Origin of the sequence: Lysobacter sp. BMK333-48F3, assembly GCF_019733395.1 — a bacterium.
GTDB lineage: Bacteria > Pseudomonadota > Gammaproteobacteria > Xanthomonadales > Xanthomonadaceae > Lysobacter.
In genome coordinates this window covers 2,345,934-2,362,373 of record NZ_JAIHOO010000001.1, presented here as the reverse complement: position 1 = coordinate 2,362,373, position 16,440 = coordinate 2,345,934, and the positions used below count along the sequence as shown (strand labels likewise).

Annotated in this window: 16 protein-coding genes; 6 read left to right on the top strand and 10 right to left on the bottom strand. The window is 70.7% G+C overall.

From position 1 onward, the window contains the following. Positions 1-323: 323 nt before the first annotated feature. Genes K4L06_RS10040 through K4L06_RS10030 form a run of 3 tightly spaced genes read right to left on the bottom strand, consistent with a single transcriptional unit; the run spans position 324 to position 5,284 of the window. Positions 324-1,007, bottom strand: coding sequence for a hypothetical protein (locus K4L06_RS10040; RefSeq protein WP_221671259.1), 684 nt, complete (start codon positions 1,005-1,007; stop codon positions 324-326). Next, a complete protein-coding gene (locus tag K4L06_RS10035) occupies positions 1,004-2,815 on the bottom strand; it encodes a hypothetical protein (protein ID WP_221671258.1) in 1,812 nt (603 codons plus the stop codon). Before K4L06_RS10035 ends, K4L06_RS10040 begins: the two co-directional genes overlap by 4 nt. 3 nt (positions 2,816-2,818) lie before the next feature. Continuing rightward, positions 2,819-5,284 carry a hypothetical protein gene (locus K4L06_RS10030; RefSeq protein ID WP_221671257.1) on the bottom strand — a complete coding sequence of 822 codons (2,466 nt, stop codon included), beginning with the start codon at positions 5,282-5,284 and terminating at the stop codon, positions 2,819-2,821. Between the two features lie 344 nt (positions 5,285-5,628). Between K4L06_RS10030 and K4L06_RS10025 the strand changes: the two genes are divergently transcribed. Both K4L06_RS10025 and K4L06_RS10020 read left to right on the top strand, forming a co-directional pair. Beyond that, on the top strand, positions 5,629-5,958 hold the full coding sequence (locus K4L06_RS10025; protein WP_221671256.1) for a hypothetical protein: 330 nt from the start codon (positions 5,629-5,631) through the stop codon (positions 5,956-5,958). Then, a complete protein-coding gene (locus tag K4L06_RS10020; RefSeq protein ID WP_221671255.1) occupies positions 5,958-6,227 on the top strand; it encodes a hypothetical protein in 270 nt (89 codons plus the stop codon). Before K4L06_RS10025 ends, K4L06_RS10020 begins: the two co-directional genes overlap by 1 nt. Before the next feature lie 98 nt (positions 6,228-6,325). Here K4L06_RS10020 and K4L06_RS10015 read toward each other — a convergent pair whose 3' ends face one another. From K4L06_RS10015 to gstA, 3 genes are read right to left on the bottom strand one after another with little or no spacing between them, the layout of a single operon-like run. Continuing rightward, positions 6,326-6,760: a nuclear transport factor 2 family protein gene (locus K4L06_RS10015; RefSeq protein ID WP_221671254.1), complete on the bottom strand. Its 435-nt coding sequence runs from the start codon at positions 6,758-6,760 to the stop codon at positions 6,326-6,328. Position 6,761: 1 nt separating this feature from the next. Continuing rightward, on the bottom strand, positions 6,762-6,983 hold the full coding sequence (locus K4L06_RS10010; protein WP_221671253.1) for a 4-oxalocrotonate tautomerase family protein: 222 nt from the start codon (positions 6,981-6,983) through the stop codon (positions 6,762-6,764). Between the two features lie 12 nt (positions 6,984-6,995). Beyond that, entirely contained in the window at positions 6,996-7,601 is a 606-nt protein-coding gene (gstA, locus tag K4L06_RS10005) for a glutathione transferase GstA (RefSeq protein WP_221671252.1), read from the bottom strand. A 103-nt stretch (positions 7,602-7,704) separates the two neighbouring features. Between gstA and K4L06_RS10000 the strand changes: the two genes are divergently transcribed. Continuing rightward, a complete protein-coding gene (locus K4L06_RS10000; protein WP_221671251.1) occupies positions 7,705-8,622 on the top strand; it encodes a LysR family transcriptional regulator in 918 nt (305 codons plus the stop codon). Positions 8,623-8,668: 46 nt separating this feature from the next. Here the strand turns inward: K4L06_RS10000 and K4L06_RS09995 are convergent, their stop codons facing one another. From K4L06_RS09995 to K4L06_RS09985, 3 genes are all read right to left on the bottom strand, one after another. Next, positions 8,669-10,126, bottom strand: coding sequence for a serine hydrolase domain-containing protein (locus tag K4L06_RS09995; protein WP_221671250.1), 1,458 nt, complete (start codon positions 10,124-10,126; stop codon positions 8,669-8,671). Positions 10,127-10,249: 123 nt separating this feature from the next. Next, positions 10,250-10,990, bottom strand: a complete 741-nt coding sequence (locus K4L06_RS09990; RefSeq protein ID WP_221671249.1) for a LytTR family DNA-binding domain-containing protein — start codon at positions 10,988-10,990, stop codon at positions 10,250-10,252. Next, positions 10,990-12,108: a histidine kinase gene (locus K4L06_RS09985; protein WP_221671248.1), complete on the bottom strand. Its 1,119-nt coding sequence runs from the start codon at positions 12,106-12,108 to the stop codon at positions 10,990-10,992. Before K4L06_RS09985 ends, K4L06_RS09990 begins: the two co-directional genes overlap by 1 nt. A 150-nt stretch (positions 12,109-12,258) precedes the next feature. Here K4L06_RS09985 and K4L06_RS09980 point away from each other — a divergent pair, with 150 nt between their 5' ends. Beyond that, complete coding sequence (locus K4L06_RS09980) at positions 12,259-13,011, top strand: hypothetical protein (protein WP_221671247.1); 753 nt, start codon at positions 12,259-12,261, stop codon at positions 13,009-13,011. A 287-nt stretch (positions 13,012-13,298) separates the two neighbouring features. Beyond that, positions 13,299-13,961, top strand: coding sequence for a glutathione S-transferase family protein (locus tag K4L06_RS09975; protein ID WP_221671246.1), 663 nt, complete (start codon positions 13,299-13,301; stop codon positions 13,959-13,961). 60 nt (positions 13,962-14,021) lie between these two features. Here the strand turns inward: K4L06_RS09975 and K4L06_RS09970 are convergent, their stop codons facing one another. After that, complete coding sequence (locus K4L06_RS09970; protein WP_221671245.1) at positions 14,022-14,453, bottom strand: H-NS histone family protein; 432 nt, start codon at positions 14,451-14,453, stop codon at positions 14,022-14,024. Positions 14,454-14,742: 289 nt separating this feature from the next. Between K4L06_RS09970 and K4L06_RS09965 the strand changes: the two genes are divergently transcribed. Next, positions 14,743-16,296: an amidase gene (locus tag K4L06_RS09965; RefSeq protein ID WP_221671244.1), complete on the top strand. Its 1,554-nt coding sequence runs from the start codon at positions 14,743-14,745 to the stop codon at positions 16,294-16,296. Positions 16,297-16,440: the final 144 nt, after the last annotated feature.

The following is a 16,440-nucleotide window of genomic DNA, read 5'->3' as shown; positions in this document are numbered from 1 at the left end:
GTTTTCCTGTCGCCGCGGCGCGAATGCCGCGGCCCCTTGCGATCCGGTCGAACCTTGCAAACGCCGCCGGCGATCGCGGCCGGACAGCGCTTTTTCCCTGGTTTTTCGCTGTCTCGCGGCGCCGCTTGCGCGGCGTCGGCATGCCTTCCCCCGCCGCGCGCCGGTCGGCGCACGTTGTTTTTCGAACAAGCGATCCCGGCGCGGCCGGCGACGGCCGCGTTGCGTTCGCCTGCTTGCTGCGGCTCAGGCCGCGGGCGCAATGGCGCGCCGATAAAGTCCGCCGCTGCGCGCGCGACGCTGGCGCGCGGGCCGCGGCGCAAGGGTCAACTTCGCGGCAGGCCCCAGTCGGCCGCGTCCGCCGCGTACCAGTGCGTCTTCGGCACCGGTCGCGCACTGATGTCGTCCTGGCGGTAGTCGCTGCGCGCGACCGCACTCGATCCGGCCTCGCCCGCGTCGCTGCGCACTCGCAGTTCGTACTCGCTGGTTTCGCTGGACGAGACCGTGCTTTCGCGCTGGGCCGGGGCGAGGTCGGCGATCAGATAGCGGATCGTCAACCAGCCGCGCTGGCCGGACAGCGCCTTGCGCGCCTTGTCGAGCTGCTCCCCGGCTAGCATGGCGCTGAACGCGGCGTGGTACGGCGGCGCGCCCGAGGAACGGCTGCTCGCCAATGGCAGATAGCCGCCCTGGCCGTCGCCGATCAGCAGCACCGCATCGCCGACCTCGACCGGCGCCGGGTACAGCCGCACCTGTTCCGGCGGCAGTTGCGCGCGCGCGGCCAGCTCGGCGCGCAGCGCGTCCAGACGCTCGGCGCCGACGCCCCAGATCGCGGTCAGCGACAGCATCGCCATCGCCCCCACCGCGACCAGCGAGAACTGCGCTCGGCCCTGGTTGTCCGATGCCAGCGCCGGCGCCTTGGCGCGGTAGTACCAGCTCGCCGGTTCGTCCGCCGGCGCCACCAGCACGCCGGCGATTTCCTGATATTCCTCGTGCACGGGATTGCGGATCATGCTCCTGCTCCGACGGTCGTCCTTGGGATTTGGCTGCTGCGCAGGCGCAGCGGGGTATCGGGTTGCAGCACCGGCGACCAAGGCGACTGCGGCGACCAGCGCCAGCGATAGCCGCTGCGGAACGGCGACAGCGCCAGCCACTGCCAGCTCGCTTGAGCCGCCTGGCGGCTCAGGCGCAGGCTGCGCCGGCGCGCGGGGTCGTCGATGCGGTCTTCCGGAGCCAGTTCGATCAGCAGCTGCGGCGCGTCGTCGTCGAACTCGGCGCTGATGCCGAGTTCGCGCGCGCCCGCGCCTTCGAAGCTGAAGGCGTCCAGGCGCAAGGCGTCGGCTTCGACCGGCGCCAGAACGCAGCTGCGGTCGTCGGCATGGGCGCGGGCGAGGCCGCGGATCGTGGCCTGCTCGAGGTCGGGCGGCAACGCGAACGCCAGGGTCGGCGCATCGCGCTCGAGCCGGCCGCGCGTCGACCAGGGCTTGCCGCGGCGCAGGCCGGCGCATTCGAGTTCGATATCGGCCTGATCGAGAAAGGCGGGTTCGGCTTCGACCGGAATCAGGCGCAGGCCGAAGTCTTCCGGCGCGACCAGCAGGTGCTCGCGTTCGGACTGCTGCAGCGGGCCCTTGAAGATTTCCGCGCGGCCTTCGTGCAGCAACACCGCGGCGGTCTGCCAGGAATAGCTCAGCGGCTCGCTCGGCGACAGGCGCAGGTCCAGCCGCGCCGGCCGGTCGCTCGCATCCAGCGGTGCGGAGGCTTTGATCGTGAACGGCCGCGACGGCAACCGCGGCGGCAGCTTCACTTCGACCTGGGCCTGGACCAGGCCGACCCGCCGCTCCGGCAGATTCGGCCGCACGGTCAGCGCGCGCCAACCGCTGCTCAACGCGCGCACGTCGTGGCGACGCACCACCGCGTCGTGCATCGCCGCCGGCATCGTGCGCAGCGGGCCGAGCGGATCGGCTTCGATCGGGAACAGGCGCGGGGCCAGCATCGGCTCGGCCAGGTCCCAGCGCACCCGCCCGGCGGCCATCGCCGTCGGATCGAACACCAGACGCACGCCCGGGGCGACGTCGGCCGGGGTCGGCGCCGGCGCCGCGAAACGTGCGGCGATGCGGTCGAGCAAGGCGTCGGCCAAGGCCTGCGGCGACCATGCGCCGGCCGGAATCTGCGCGCCGAATCCCAGGCTCTGCGGCGCTTCGATCAGGCGCGCGCGCAGCAGGTCGCGGTCCAGCGCCAGCTGGCCTGCGCCTAGCTGGCGCACCGCGCTCAGCACGGCGGCGGGGTCGAACTCCAGACTCAGCGGCAGGCGCTCGGCGACGCCGCGCACCCGCAGCCAAGCCTGCGCGCTCACCGACAGCAGGCCGCGCTGCAGCGCGGCGACGAACAAGTCGCTGGCGGCGCTGTCCAGGCGAACCGCCAGGCCCAAGGCGCCGAGCGTAGCGGCATCCAGCGGCAGCAATTCGCCCAAGGCCGGCGGCAGGTCGAGGGCGTCGACCGCATCCAGGCGCAGCCAGCCGCCTTCGGCCGGCAAGGCCGACAGGGCGAAATCCTGGCCGGCATCGAAGGCGGCCTGGCGTGCGCCATCGAGGCCGAACTCGGCGGCGAAACCCAGCGACAGGATCGAGAAGCGCTCCAGGCCCGCGCGGCCGCGGTCCTGCTGGAACAGGTCCAGGCGCAGCGGCGGCTCGGCGTCGGCGCCGCAGGCGACCAGTTCGGTCGGCGGCAACGCGAAAGCGCCGGGGCGGTCGTAGACGGCGAATGCGAGGCGTTCGCCGATCTGCATCGGATTGCGCCAGTCGGGACGGCCGGAGAAGGACATGGCTCAGACCGCCGTCAGGAACAGGCGCGCCGCATCGACGTGGCGCCAGGCGGTGGCCGGCGCGCTGCGGCCGGACTTGTAGACCACCGTCTGGCGGTAGTCGTAATAGCCCTCGCTGTCGCGGCGCAACAGGATGTCCATCAACGGCACCGGCACCTCGACCTCGGCCTGCAGGTTGGCGGCGTTGAGGACGGCGCTGCGGTTGCCGCGGAACTCGACGATGATGCTGTGGATCTCGCCGTCCGGCTGGCCGGCGTTGAGCAGGATGTCGGCAGCGGTCTCGATCAGCACCGGGCGCACGGTTTCCTGCTCGATCGAATCGTCGAGCACGTACTTCATGATCGCCTCGCCGTCCGGTACGCTGCGCACCGAGCCGGTGTCGAAGATCGCGTCGGCCGGCAGCGTGCCCGGCGGCGGCGCCAGCGGCTGCACGGTGAAGGCCACGCGCTGCTCGGGTTCGATTTCGATCGGCTGGCTCAGGTCCAGCCCGTCGATCCGGCCCTCGACCAGGCTTTCGCCGCGGCTGATCCAGGTCGGCAGGCGCTGGAAGCGCAGCTTGCTTTCGGTGGCGTTGATCAGCTGCACCGCGACCGCGCCGGTCTGCGGGTCGGGGGTCTCGATCGACTGGAACATCTCGCCTTCCATGTCGGCGAAGTTGAGCCGCACCGGCACGGTCACGTTCTCGTTGACGCCGCTGCTGACCACCACATGGCCCTGCAGCAGGTTCGAATTGGAGGTCGTCATCAACACCGCCACCGCTTCCTGGAAGGCGGCGAACTCGAAGCGCTCGTTGAAGGTGAAGCCGTTGTCCCAGTCGATGGTCGCCGGCACCGCTTCGGTGCGCACGCCGCCGTTGCGGTTCAAGGCCAGCTGCAGGGTCGAGGAGGCGCGCAGCAGGCGCAGTTCGAACTCGCGCTGCGGGTTGTCGGCGCTGGCCGGCACCTGCGCGGCGAGTTCGCGGCGCGCGGCGAGCAGGCGTTCGCCGTCGGTGACCGGACGCACTTCGCAGGTCAGGTCGACCATCACATCGTCGGGGGTATCGCCCTGGTCGACCCGGAACACCAGCGAGGGCGCGTGCGGCGTCTCGCTGCGCCGCGCCAGTTTGAACGCGTCCGGCAGGTAGTAGATGCGGCTGGGATCGGACAGGTCCTGGAAATACGGATGGCTGCGGCCGCTGCCGGCCGGATAGCGCAGCGAGTGCACCACCCAGCGGCTGGCGCCGGGGTTGTTGCGGCTGCCCGCGGGGTAGACGTAGGGATGCAGCTGCGGGTCGAAGAACAGCGCCACCGCCCAGTCCTGCGACTGATTGCTGGTCTGGTAACGCAGTTCCTGCGGTTGCGGTTCGGGCTGGGGCTGGGGCTGGGGCTGGGGCTGGGGACGCGGGCGCGGCGGCGGAAATCCGATGCCGCCGATACGGCCGCGTCCGGGCAAAGGACGCCCGCCCGGCAGTCCGCCGGCGATGCCGCCGCCGGGCATGACATCGCCGATGCGCACCGCGCGCGCGGCGGCGATGCCTGCAGGCGCTGGCGTGGCCGCATGCGGCGCCAACGCGGCCGGCGCGGCGACGCCCGGCGCCATCCGCACCGCGGCGCCGGCGCGCAACACGCTGGCTTTGGAGAACTGCATCTGGCCCTTGACCATCATCAACTGGCGCTTGGGCGTGTCCGGCGCGGTCGCCGCCGGCAGCGGCACCGCCACCGAGAACGCGCGCGACACCAGCAGCCGCGCCTGCGCATCGGCGGACATGAAGGCGCGCAACAGGCCGTCGCGTTCGGCCAGGCCCATGCGCAACAGGATCATGCAACCGCCGCGCGGGTCGTCCTGGATCTCGGCCGCCGGCACGCGCTGTTCGATCGCCGTGCCCGGCACCCGGTAGGCGACGCTGGCCTGGCGCGTCAGCGGCAGCATCTGCGCCGTGCGCGCGGCCTCGGCGATCTCCTCGGCGGGATAGGTTTCCAGCGCGATGCTGACCGCCCACAGGCCGTCCTGGCCCAACGCGACCCGGACCTCGTACTGGCCGCCGTGCTGGCGCAGGCGGTAGCGCGGCAGCCAGTAGCGCTGCTGCGGATTGTGCGGATCTTCGTACAGGCAACGGTCGTCCGGCGCGGCGCTGGGGCTGATCGGCTGCGGCGACTGCGCGCGCGCGAAGCCGGCGCCGGGTGCGGTCGCGAACAGGTCCGGGCGCAGGTCGTTCAAGCGCGGACGCAAGCCGCGGCCTTCGATCTGCGCGCGCAACACCGCCGGATTCATCCGCAGCCCCGGCACCGCCGGACGCATGCGCAGCTCGCCCGCCGCGGCAGGCGGCGCGGTCACCGACACGCCCGGCGGCGGCGGCCTCGGCGCGGCCGGCGGTGGTGCGACGACGACCGCGGGCGGCGGAGTCGCCGGCGTCGCCGGATGCGGCGCCGCCACCGGCGGGCGCACGCCGGCGAGGATCTGGTTGAGATTGAGCAGACGGCCTGCGGGCATGCGGATCTCCTTGAATCAGCGACAGGGCGCTGTCCGGCCGGGCGCGAGCGCCATGCCGTCGTCCTTGGGTCTGTGGGTGCGGGGTGCGCTTTGCGGCACCGATCACGTTCGAATCAAACGCGCGTGCAGTTGCGCGGCGGACATTTCAGGAATGAAACGTTTTGCGCCAGCCCGGCCCGATGCCCTCGACGGCGCCCGCCGGACCCGCCCGGTCCGCGTTGCGAACGCCCGACCGCGCTGGTTAGCATCGCCGGGCAGCGCCGGGGATGAGGTCTGCATCGCGGTGCTGTCTGTGTTTACACATCACGCGAACAGGGGGATGCATGAACAGGATTTCGATCGCGATGGCAGTTGCGTTGGCCATGGCCTGCGGACAGGCGGTGGCCGGAGAAGAGGTGTACGGCGTCGACAAGGACCTGGGGGTCGCGCTGGAGAAGAGCGTCGCGGCGGTGGAGAAAGCCGCGGCCGTCCACGGCACCTGCGTGTCGCGCTATCCGTCGCTGGACAGCTGCGAAGAATCGAAGAAATTTTCCGGCTACTTCCAGTGCGTGGCGATACGCGCCAATCACAAGGGCAGTTGCGCCAACAAGCCCTCGGACCTGGACAATCTGATCAAGGCGGCCAACGGCCTCAGCGGCCCCGCGGCCAAGGCCTTCTTGGCGGGAGGCCGGTGATGCGGTCCCGTTCCCGATGGGCCCTGCCGCCGGTCGTGGCGGCGCTGCTGGCGCTGTCGGCGCCGGTTCACGCCGGGGTTGCGGTGACCGGAGACGGCGCCACGCTGGACGAGGCGATGGCGAACGCGACGCGCAACGTCGAGGCGGCGGCCAAGGCCGCCCGGCGCTGCGTCAGCACCTATCCCAGGCCCGAGACCTGCGTCCAGTTGGCCGACGGCCGGTTCCGCTGCCGCGGAGTGCGGGCCAAGCACAAGGGCAGCTGCAACTGAGCCTGTGTTGAAGCGACTGGAACGGCCCGGCCGAGCGAACGGCCGGGCCGTTCTCGTCATTGCGAACCCGGCGGGGCCGGCTGTTATGAAGCCGCCTGCTATGAAGCCGGCCGCAATGAAGTTTGTTGCGGCGGATTCGCAGCGACGACGATTTCGTCGTAGTGGAACACCTTGGACACGATCCACCAGCGCCCATCGAGCTTGAGCCAGGTCAACAGATCGATGAAGCGCCGCGGTCGCAGCGTGCATTCGGCGCGGACCAGGGCGGTGACCGGGCCGAACAGTTCGATCGAGACGATGCGGTCCTCGCGCGGCTCGCCCTTGCCCGCCGGCGCGGGCCGCGCATCGATCACCGGCCAGTACTCGTCCATGCTGCGGGCCAGCAGTTCGCCGCCGCTGGCGGTGGCGTACAACGCGCGCGGATGCAGCACCCGGCGCAGGCGCGCGCTGTCGCTGTGGTACAGGCCATCGAAGTAGTCCTGCATCGCCGCGCTCAACGCGGCGCGTTCAGCCTGGATCTGTGCGGGCGACATGTCAGCGCTCTCCAGCCGTCGCCGCGCGTTCGGCGCGCAAGGCCGCGACCGGCCGCCCGGCCACGCCCCAGTTCTCGGCTTCGACCTCGTCGATCACGACGAAGGTGGTGGCCGGGTCCTTGTCGAGCACCTCGACCACCATCTGGGTGGCGCGGCGGATCAGCTCGGCCTTGCGCGGCGCATCGAGGCCGTCGCGGGTGACCTGGATCAGGATGTAGGGCATCGAGGCTCTCCGTCAGGCCGACAGCAGGCCTTCGGCGCGCAAGGCCGCGGCCACCGCCGGGCGTTGCGCGACCCGGGCCAGGAAGGCCTGCAAGCGCGGCAGGTCGCTCAGGTCGAGCGCCACGTGCGGCGCCCAGCGCGCGACCGCGAACAGATAGGCGTCGGCGACGGTGAACGCCGCGCCGGTCAGATGCTCGCCATCGAGCCGGCTGTCCAGCCATTCGAACTTGGCCCGCAGGCTGGCGCGCAGAGGCTGCCTGGCGGCGGCATCGAGATCGGTGCGGAACAGCGGGGTGAACGACTTGTGCAGTTCGGTGGCGACGTAGTTCTGCCATTCCAGCACCCGGTAGCGCGCCAGCCCTTCGCGCGGCAGCAGCGACTGCGCGCCGGCGCGCTCGCTGAGGTACTGGCCGATGACCGGGCCCTCGCTGAGGCGTTGGCCGTCGGCCAGCTCCAGCAGCGGCACCTGGCCCTTGGGGTTGATCGCGTAATAGTCGGCGCCGGCTTCGGTGGCATGGCGGGCGGTGTCGACGCGCTCCAGCGCGAATTCGGCGCCGGTTTCGCGCAGCAGGATATGGCTGGCCAGCGAGCAGGCGCCGGGCGAGTAATAGAGCTTCATGCGGGCTTCCTTGTGGGCGGGGAACGACAGCCGGCATGCTATTGATGCGCCGCAAGCGTATAAACGCGTCCGGAATCAATTCATAAGTTACATGGCGTAAACCATGAGCCGACAGTTCGACGCCCTCATGCTCGGCAGCATCGAGCTGTTCTGCCTCTGCGCCGAAGCCGAAAGCTTCACCGCCGCGGCCCAGCAGGCCGGCCTGACCCCGGCCGCGGTCAGCCGCGCGGTGGCGCGGCTGGAAGCGCGCCTGGGCGTGCAGCTGTTCGTGCGCAGCACGCGCCGGGTGCGCCTGACCGACGCCGGCCGTCGCTATCTCGCCCATTGCCGGCTGGGCCTGAACCAACTCGCCGAAGCCGAGCGCGAAGTCAGCGGCCAGCAGCGCGCACCGGCCGGCAAGGTCCGGCTCAGCCTGCCGACGCCGGTCGCGCATCACTTGCTGCTGCCGGCGCTGGCGCGATTCCGCCGCGCTTACCCGGAGGTGACGCTGGACATCCAGCTGAGCAATCGCAACATCGATTTCACCGCCGACGGCTTCGACCTGGCGGTGCGCGGCCGCACGCCGCCGGATTCGGGCCTGATCGTGCGCAAGCTGTTCGACGCCGCGCTGGTGGTGGTGGCCGCGCCGGACTATCTGCAGCGCGCCGGCGTCCCGCGCACGCTGGAAGACCTGGCCGCGCACGACTGCCTGCAATTCGTTCTGCCCAGCAGCGGCCAGGCCGTGCCCTGGCAATTCCGCCGCGACGGCCGCGACCTGGACCTCGATACCCGCGGCGGCCTGCAATGCAGCGACGACTTCCTCGGCCCGGCGACGCTGGCGCGCGCCGGCGCCGGGCTGCTGCAGACCTATCGCTTCATCGTCGCCGACGATCTCGCCCAGGGCCGGCTGCAGGCAGTGCTGGGCGACTACGCCGGCCGCTCGCGTCCGTTCTCGCTGGTCTACCCCAGCGCGCGCCACGTGTCCTCGCGAGTGCGCGCGCTGATCGATTTCCTGATCGCCGAGTGGCCGGCACAGGTCTGAGCGGCGCTCAGCGCGGCCAGCGCCCGCCGCATCGCCACACGCGCGCTCACAGCCGCAACTCCAGCAGCTTGTCGCCGCTCAACTGCGCCAGGTAGCGGCCGTCGCCTTGCGCGCGCAGGTCGTACAGGCCGAACGGCGTGACCAGCGCGGCGCGCGCCAGCCCGCCGCCGGCATCGAGCGCGATCGCCTGCAGGCGCGGTCGAGTCCACGCCGACGCCTTGGCGAAATGAGCGCGCAGGACCGCATCGGCCTCCAACTCGCCGACGCAGCGTCCGCGTTCGAGACGGAAGCGGATCGCGCCGCCGAGCGCCTGCTCGCCCAGGCGGCCGCGGTAGCGGCGCTGGGCCAGCGGACACGCCGCCGTCGGCAAGCCCGCGGGCAGCGGCTGAAACGGCGCCGCCAGCATCATCGTCGTGGATTCGATCGACGATACCCATTCCGCGTTCGAGGCCACGCTGGCGGCGATCGCGCGCTGCGGCCACAGCACCAAGGCCGCGCGCGCGCCTTCGGTGATCCCGGCGTGGTGGACGATGCGCGCGCCGTCCAGGTCCGTGCCCAGACGCCAGCCCAGGCCGAGCCGGTAGTCGCGCTCGCGCACCGGCCGGCCGTCGTCGAATCGCAGCGGCTGCTGCAGGGCGGCGAAGCTGGCCGGCTCGAGGATCTGCCCGCTCATCAGCCGGCCGCCGAAACGGGCCAGCGATTCGGGCGTGCCGGCGAGGCCGCCGCCGCCCCAGGAGTAGCTGTGATTGCGCGGCCGTTCGACCCGGTGCGCCGCGCCGCCTTCGAGTTCGTACAACTGCGATTCGCGTTCGCCGCGGCCGCCCTGCTCGGCGTCGATGCTCAGGCCGGGCACGATCGCGCGGCCGAGGTAATCCAGAAACGGTTCGCCGGCGGCGTCTTCGACCGCCGCACCGACCAGGGTGTAGCCATAGGAGGAATAGTGGTACCGGCTGCCGGGCGCGCTCAACAGCGCTCGCCCGGCGAACACGCCGACCGCCTCGCGCTGGCTGGCGTAACGGCGACCGTCGCGGCCGATGCCTTGGTCGCCGGCCTGGTAGTGCGGCAGCCCGGCCACGTGCGCCGCGACCTGGCGCAGAGTCATCGGCGCCCAAGCGGCGGGCAGCCACGGCAGCCGCGCCTGCAACGGCGCGTCCAGGTCGAGCTTGCCCTGTTCGGCCAGTTTCGCCGCCGCGGTCGCGGCGATCGCCTTGGACACGCTGGCGAAACGGAACACGGTGTCGGCGCGCACCGGCTGCTGGGCCTGGAGATCGCGCCAGCCGGCGCAGCCGGTCCACGCCAACTCACCGTCGCGCCACACCGCCGCGCCCATGCCGGGCACGCCGTTGAGACCGACCAGCGCGTCGAGCAGGGACTGGGCGGTGACCGCGGCGGGGTCGGTGGGCGCCCGGCCGCAGTCGGCCCAAACGGGCGACACGACGGCGGACAGCGTCGCGGCCAGCAGGCAGGCGGCCAGGGAACGGCGGTTGCGGCGCAGGCGGATCATGCCGGTGGAGCTCCGTGGAAGGCTGGCCTTCACTGTAGGAGCCGGCGTTCGCGGCCGCACCGCATTTGGGATGGACCGTGCGCGCGCTGAGGCGAACCGGTGGACCCGTCCCGGCCCAGCCGCTCAACCGGTGCCGGCGCCGTCGCGCAAGCGGGCCAACAAGGCGTCGATGTAGGTGCGGCTGACCCGCAACGGCGTGCCGTCGTGCAGGCGTGCGATCGCGTCGCGGTTGGGCAGCGCCTGCAGTTCGGCCACGCAGTCCACGCGCACGATCGCCGAGCGGTGCACGCGCACGTAGCGCCGCGGGTCCAGGCGCTCGGCCAGCCGATGCAAGGGTTCGCGCAACAGATGACTGCGCCCGCCGATGTGCAGCAGAGCGTAGTCGCCGTCGGCCTGGATCCATTCGACCCGGTCGGCCTCGACGTACACCGCGCGCCGGCCGACCCGCACCGCGAACCGACGCAGCGGCGCGACGGCCGGCGCAGCGGCGCCGGCGCCTTCGCGCTCGCGGCGGCGCCGGCGCGCGCGCTCCACCGCCTCGTCGAAGCGCGCATCGTCGATCGGTTTGAGCAGATAGTCGACCGCCTCCAAGGCGAAGGCCTGCACCGCGTACTGCGCATGCGCGGTCAGCAGGATCGCCAGCGGCCGCTGCGCCGGCGCCAACGCGGCCAGCCATTCCAGGCCGTTCCGGCCCGGCATCTGCACGTCGACGAAGGCCAGGTCGACCGGCGCGACCGGCAGCCCGGCGCACGCCGATTCGGCGTCGGCGTACTCGCCGGCGAGCATCAGGTCGGGGTGGCGCGCCAGGCGCTGGATCACTCCGCGCCGCGCCAACGGTTCGTCGTCGATCACCGCCACCCGCATCAGCGCGCCTCCTGCGTGTCGGCCGCGGCCAGAACCGGCTGCAGCGGCAGGCGCAGGCGCACCCGGTAGCGGCCGTCGCCGTCGATGCCGGCTTCGAACGCATGCCGCTGCGGATACAGCGCCTGCAAGCGCTCGCGCACGTTGCGCAAGCCGATCGTGCCGCCCGCCGGCGCCGGATCGGCATCGCCATCCGCAGTCGTGGCCGGAGTCGTGGCCGGATCGTTGACGATCTCGATCCGCAAGGCATCGCCATCGGCGGCGATGTCCAGGTCGATCCGACCCGGCGCGCTGCGCCGGGCGATGCCGTGGCGGACCGCGTTCTCGACCAGCGGCTGCAGCAGCAGATACGGCACTCGCGCCGACAGCACGCCGGCGCCGATCTGCCAGCGCAATCGCAGCCGTTCGCCCAGGCGGGCCTGCTCGATTTCCAGATAGGCCTCGGTCAAGGCCAACTCCTCGGCCAGGCTGACCTCGTGCCCGCGCCCGCCGTCGAGGGTGGCGCGCAAGAACTCGCTCAGGCGCGCCAGCATCCGCTGCGCCTGCCCGCCCTGCCCTTCGCCGATCAGGGCCGAGACCGCATTGAGGGTGTTGAACAGGAAATGCGGTTGCAACTGATAGCGCAGCGCGGTCAGCTCCGCATCGCGCGCCCAGGCCTGCGCCTGCGCCACCCGCTCGCGCTCGCGGCGCAGCTGCACGGCGTAGGCGACCACCGCATGGATCGCGCAGGCGGCGACCAGGCTGAGCCAGGTGCCTTCCAGGCCGCGCAAGCTCATCGCCCAATCGAAGTGCGGCGGCAGCGATCCGCGCGCAAGCAACGGCGGCAACAGCAACAACCAACGGCTGGCCCAGGCCATCAGGAAAGTCGCCGGCAGCAGCACCGCCGCCGTCGTCGCCAGCGACCAGCGCTGCCGCAACGCCCGCTGCAAGGCCGTCAACGGCAACAGCCAGAGCACGAACGCCCACAGGTACATGGTGCGCGACGCGCTCGCCGCCCCCTGGCCCAGGATCGGCACCGCGCTCAGCAGCAGGCAGGCCGCCAGCGGCAGCGCCGCGAGCAAGGGCAGCCAGAACGGCGGCTCGTCGTTGCGGCGGTCCAAATCGTCGGCGGAGGCGTTCATCGGATCGGCGGCACCCATGCCATACGGGCGATCAACGCCCATCATGCCAGCGCCGGCGGGCGCGCCGGACCGGTATACCGCGGCGCCGGCCATCCCGACGCGCAAAGCCCCGACCGAGGCGGCCAACCGTGCCTGCGTCGCGCCGGGACGGTGGGCCCAGCCGGCCGGGCGCTGCGCCCGGCGCGCTATCCCGACCTGCAGCAACGCCCCGCCGCCCCCGCCGACGCCTCGTCGGCGGTGCCCGAGGCGCTTGGCCGCCCCAACCCCGCCCGCTACCATGCGCGCATGTCGACGCATCGGACGCAGGACGACCAGGACGGCCACGTCGTCCACCTCGTGCCGCGGCTGGACGCCGCCGCGCCGCCGTCCGCACCGCCACCTGAGTCGTTGCGCTTCCCGCGCCGCATGGGCACCGCGGGACGCACCGGGTTCGCGTTCTTGAACCTCGTCGCCAGCGCCGGCGCCGCCTGGGCCATCGTCCAACTCTGGACCGACGAAACTCCCGGTTGGTGGTTCAACCTGATCTTCACCGTCCTGCTCGCCTGCCTCGTGCTCGCGCTGTGGGCGATCCTGGCCGGCTCGATCCGACAGGCGACGCTCGAACGCCGTCTCGAAGCGCTGTGGCGCGAAATCGGCCCTACCGCGGTCGCGACCGCCGGCCAGGTGACCGGCCGGTGCTGGGTGCTCGCCGAAGACGGCTCGGTGTCGTCCTTCGTCCTGCTGGTGCGGCTCGCCGATGGCCTTGCGCTGCAAGCCCACTGGAATCCGGACAACTCGCGCGAATGCCTGTTGCAAACGCAGGTGCCCGGCGTCGGTGCGCAGGCGCGGGTCTGGCGCGTGCCAGACGCCGCGGCCGATGCCCCACTGGTGATCGAGACGGCGGATCCTTCCGTGGTGGGTTGAGCTGTCGGTCGGCCGCTTCCGCGTGGGTTCGCCTCGCTGCTTATCGGGCTCCTGACGACCAGCGCATGAGCACGCAGCATTTCGTTCACTAGCCTGTCCGGACCTCGGGGAGAGACAAATGATCAAGCGCGACGCGATGGCACCGGGGCTGCTCTACCTGCTGCCGGTACTGCACGACGCTATCCTCATGCCGACCTTGGGCGCGCGGCTTCGCGTGCCACAATCCGCGCCGTGAACCGTATCCCGCGGGGGGCTTGCCCTGCGCGACCAGCCATCTGGAGGAAAAGGTGAGTCGAATCCTGTATTCAGGCACGCGCAATGCCTCGAGCTGGGCGTTTCGGGCGTGGCTCGCACTCAGGGAGGCGCAGGTCGATTTCGAGGAACGCATCGTCGATATCCGCGTGCCTCAGCGCTACGACAATCTCGCGCGCATCCGGGCGTTCTCGCCGCCCGGCGCGGTCCCGGTCCTGGTCGAAGGCGACCATGTCGTCTACGACTCCTTGGCGATCATGGAATACGCCAACGATCTTTCCGGCGGGGCCCTGCTCCCGCGCGACCTAGCGGCCCGCGCTACCGCACGCTCCTTAGTGTCATGGCAGCACGCCGGGCTGTCGGGTCTGTGTGCGCGGCTGTCGTTCGAAAGCGCGTTCTATCCGGACCGCCGCGCGATGACAGAAAACGAGCAAGCCGAGACCGAGCGCATCGCCGCCGCCTGGGAGGGCGCGCTCCAACGCAATGGCGGGCCGTGGCTGTGCGCAGAACTGTCCCTGGCCGACCTGGCCTTCGTGCCGACGGTCGTCCGCTTGCTGGCGCACGCGCCGGATCTGAGCGCCTATCCTTTGAGTGTCGAGTGGGCTTCGCGCCTGTTGAGGCGGCCGGCCGTGGACGAGTGGATGCGACACGCGCGCGGGCTGCCGCCGGTCTACCTGGACGACTATCGCCGGGACTGATGGGGCATAAGAGCCCGAATGGAGCCCGCGCGAGCCGCTTCGCGCAGCGGGGATGCGGCGTCAGCTCTTCTTGACCAGCGTACGCCGGCCGATCGGACTGTTCTTGCGTGCGGTCGGTTTGGCCAGGCCGGGGATCAGGAAATCGGTGACGCTACGGCCGTGCTTGGTCTTCTGAGCCAGCCAGCGCGGCATCCGCCCACGACCCGACCAGGTATTGCGCTTGTTGTCCGGGTCGCGGTACTTGGCGGCGACCTTGCTCGCCTTCTTGCCCGCCTTTCTCCGCGGGGCCCGCTTCTTGCGCGAGACCTCGGCCGCCGGCGGGTCCCCATAGAGTTCTTCGATCGTGTAGCCGTGCTGCGCGGCGAGCGCGATCGCCTTCCGACGAACCAAGGCGACAGGGCGACGGCTGGATAACAGCTTCCTGCGCCGCTCCGCGGCTGCCAGAAGGGAATTCAGTTCCGGCAGGCTGAGCTTCTCGATATCGATATTCATGCCGCGCAGGGTCCGGCCATAGCCATCGGCCTGTCAAGCAATAACGCCGATGGCCGGCGAGAATCCGCTTCGGGCCGGAAACTTCGGCCCATTACGCGGGGAATTGCCGTGACCGACGCCTGGCGAAGGCATCGATCGGGCTCTCCTGGCCGAGCAAATCGGAGACGCGGCGCGACTCGTTGCGGCCACTTGCGTTTCCGCTAGAATTCCGGCATCGCGGGACAAGCCGGCAAGCACCAGGGGCGAAAACACCCTTGGCCGCAGTCCACCGACCTACACACAGGGCATTATGAACCCGATTTCCGGGCCTGATTTTCCTGGGGCGCCAGACGGCGCTGCGGTTCCGTCCTGCGACTCCCCCATTGCGTCTGCGCGCACTGGCTTCTCATCGCAAGAGCCGGCTTTTTCGTCGGCGACCGATCTGGCGCGACTGATTCGGCGAAAACAAGTCAGCTCGCTCGAACTTACCCGGTACTACATCGAGCGCATCGAACGGCTCGATAAAGCCTTGAATGCGGTGGTGGTGAGGGATTTCGAACGCGCGCTGGAAGCGGCGAAATCGTCCGATCAGTCCCTCGCCCGTGGACACCGATCGGGGCCGCTGCACGGCGTCCCGATGACGATCAAGGAGTCCTTCGACGTGTCCGGATTGCCCACGACCTGGGGCGTGCCGGAGCATCGGGACCACCTCGCCCGGCACGACGCGACGGTGGTCGAGCGCCTGAAAGCGGCCGGCGCCCATGTCCTGGGAAAAACCAACGTCCCGCTGCGGCTCGGCGACTGGCAGAGCTATAACGATATTTACGGAACGACCCACAATCCCTGGGATACGCGCAGATCGCCGGGCGGATCGTCCGGCGGCTCGGCCGCCGCGCTGGCGGCCGGCTTGACCGGTCTGGAATTCGCTTCCGATATCGGCGGATCGATCCGGAATCCGGCTCACTTCTGCGGCGTGTATGGGCACAAACCCACTTATGCGATCGTTCCGACGCTTGGCCACAATCCTCTGGGCGTCGTATCCGCGCCGGACCTGAATGTCGTCGGGCCGATGGGAAGATGCGCCGAAGACTTGGCGCTGGCCCTGGAGGTCGTAGCCGGTCCCGATCGGTTCCGGTCGTCGGGCTGGAAGCTGGAACTTCCAGAACCGAGGGCCCGCACCTTGCGGGGCCTGCGCGTGGCGATCTGGCCGCAGGAGGACTTCGTCGCCACCTCCGTCGAGATATCGGATCGGGTGCAGGAAGTCGGGGAGATGCTTGCCCGGGCCGGCGCGGCGGTCTCCGATCTGGCGCGGCCCGGGTTCGATCCACGAGAGTCGTACGACACCTACCTGAGCCTGTTGGCATCGGCGGGACTCGCCAAGCTTTCCGATGAGTACTACTCCCTCATCCGCAAGGAGGCGGCGGAACTCGATGCGGACGATGAGTCGCCGTTGGCGGTGCTGATGCGGGCGCGCGTACTGGATCATCGAAGCTGGGCCGATCACGATGAAGCGCGCACCCGGCACCGACTACGCTGGCGCGCCTTTTTCGACGATTGGGATGTGCTGATATGCCCGGTCTCCGCCACCACGGCCTACGAACACGATCATCGGCCCAAGCTTGAGCGGGTCCTCGCCGTCGACACGGCACGGACCTTGCACTACGAGCATTACTTCTGGGTCGGCCTTGCGACCGCCGCGTACCTGCCGAGCACCGCGTTTCCCTGCGGATTGTCGAGCGCCGGGCTTCCCATCGGCCTGCAGATCATCGGCCCGGAGTACGGCGACCGGACCACCATCGAAGTGGCCCGGCTGATCGCACGAGAGCTAGGCGGTTTCCGGGCGCCGCCCGGTTTCGGAGCTTAGCACCCACGGCCGAGCGTCTGCGTTTGGCCGCTCATCGAACTGCATCGTCGGAAAGCGGCGTCCTTGGCGATGCCGGTCTCCGGCAGGAAGCGGACAGCGGCACGACCGTTTTACGATGCGAATCGAACTGCGCACTCCACGCAT

What these genes read in the sequence shown, in the direction of transcription:
- K4L06_RS10030 (WP_221671257.1), bottom strand. Translation starts at nt 5,284, where the DNA reads ATGCCCGCAGGCCGTCTGCTCAATCTCAACCAGATCCTCGCCGGCGTG.
- K4L06_RS10040 (WP_221671259.1), bottom strand. Translation starts at nt 1,007, where the DNA reads ATGATCCGCAATCCCGTGCACGAGGAATATCAGGAAATCGCCGGCGTG.
- K4L06_RS10015 (WP_221671254.1), bottom strand. Translation starts at nt 6,760, where the DNA reads ATGTCGCCCGCACAGATCCAGGCTGAACGCGCCGCGTTGAGCGCGGCG.
- K4L06_RS10020 (WP_221671255.1), top strand. Translation starts at nt 5,958, where the DNA reads ATGCGGTCCCGTTCCCGATGGGCCCTGCCGCCGGTCGTGGCGGCGCTG.
- K4L06_RS10025 (WP_221671256.1), top strand. Translation starts at nt 5,629, where the DNA reads ATGGCAGTTGCGTTGGCCATGGCCTGCGGACAGGCGGTGGCCGGAGAA.
- K4L06_RS09990 (WP_221671249.1), bottom strand. Translation starts at nt 10,990, where the DNA reads ATGCGGGTGGCGGTGATCGACGACGAACCGTTGGCGCGGCGCGGAGTG.
- gstA (WP_221671252.1), bottom strand. Translation starts at nt 7,601, where the DNA reads ATGAAGCTCTATTACTCGCCCGGCGCCTGCTCGCTGGCCAGCCATATC.
- K4L06_RS10035 (WP_221671258.1), bottom strand. Translation starts at nt 2,815, where the DNA reads ATGTCCTTCTCCGGCCGTCCCGACTGGCGCAATCCGATGCAGATCGGC.
- K4L06_RS10000 (WP_221671251.1), top strand. Translation starts at nt 7,705, where the DNA reads ATGAGCCGACAGTTCGACGCCCTCATGCTCGGCAGCATCGAGCTGTTC.
- K4L06_RS10010 (WP_221671253.1), bottom strand. Translation starts at nt 6,983, where the DNA reads ATGCCCTACATCCTGATCCAGGTCACCCGCGACGGCCTCGATGCGCCG.
- K4L06_RS09970 (WP_221671245.1), bottom strand. Translation starts at nt 14,453, where the DNA reads ATGAATATCGATATCGAGAAGCTCAGCCTGCCGGAACTGAATTCCCTT.
- K4L06_RS09985 (WP_221671248.1), bottom strand. Translation starts at nt 12,108, where the DNA reads ATGAACGCCTCCGCCGACGATTTGGACCGCCGCAACGACGAGCCGCCG.
- K4L06_RS09995 (WP_221671250.1), bottom strand. Translation starts at nt 10,126, where the DNA reads ATGATCCGCCTGCGCCGCAACCGCCGTTCCCTGGCCGCCTGCCTGCTG.
- K4L06_RS09965 (WP_221671244.1), top strand. Translation starts at nt 14,743, where the DNA reads ATGAACCCGATTTCCGGGCCTGATTTTCCTGGGGCGCCAGACGGCGCT.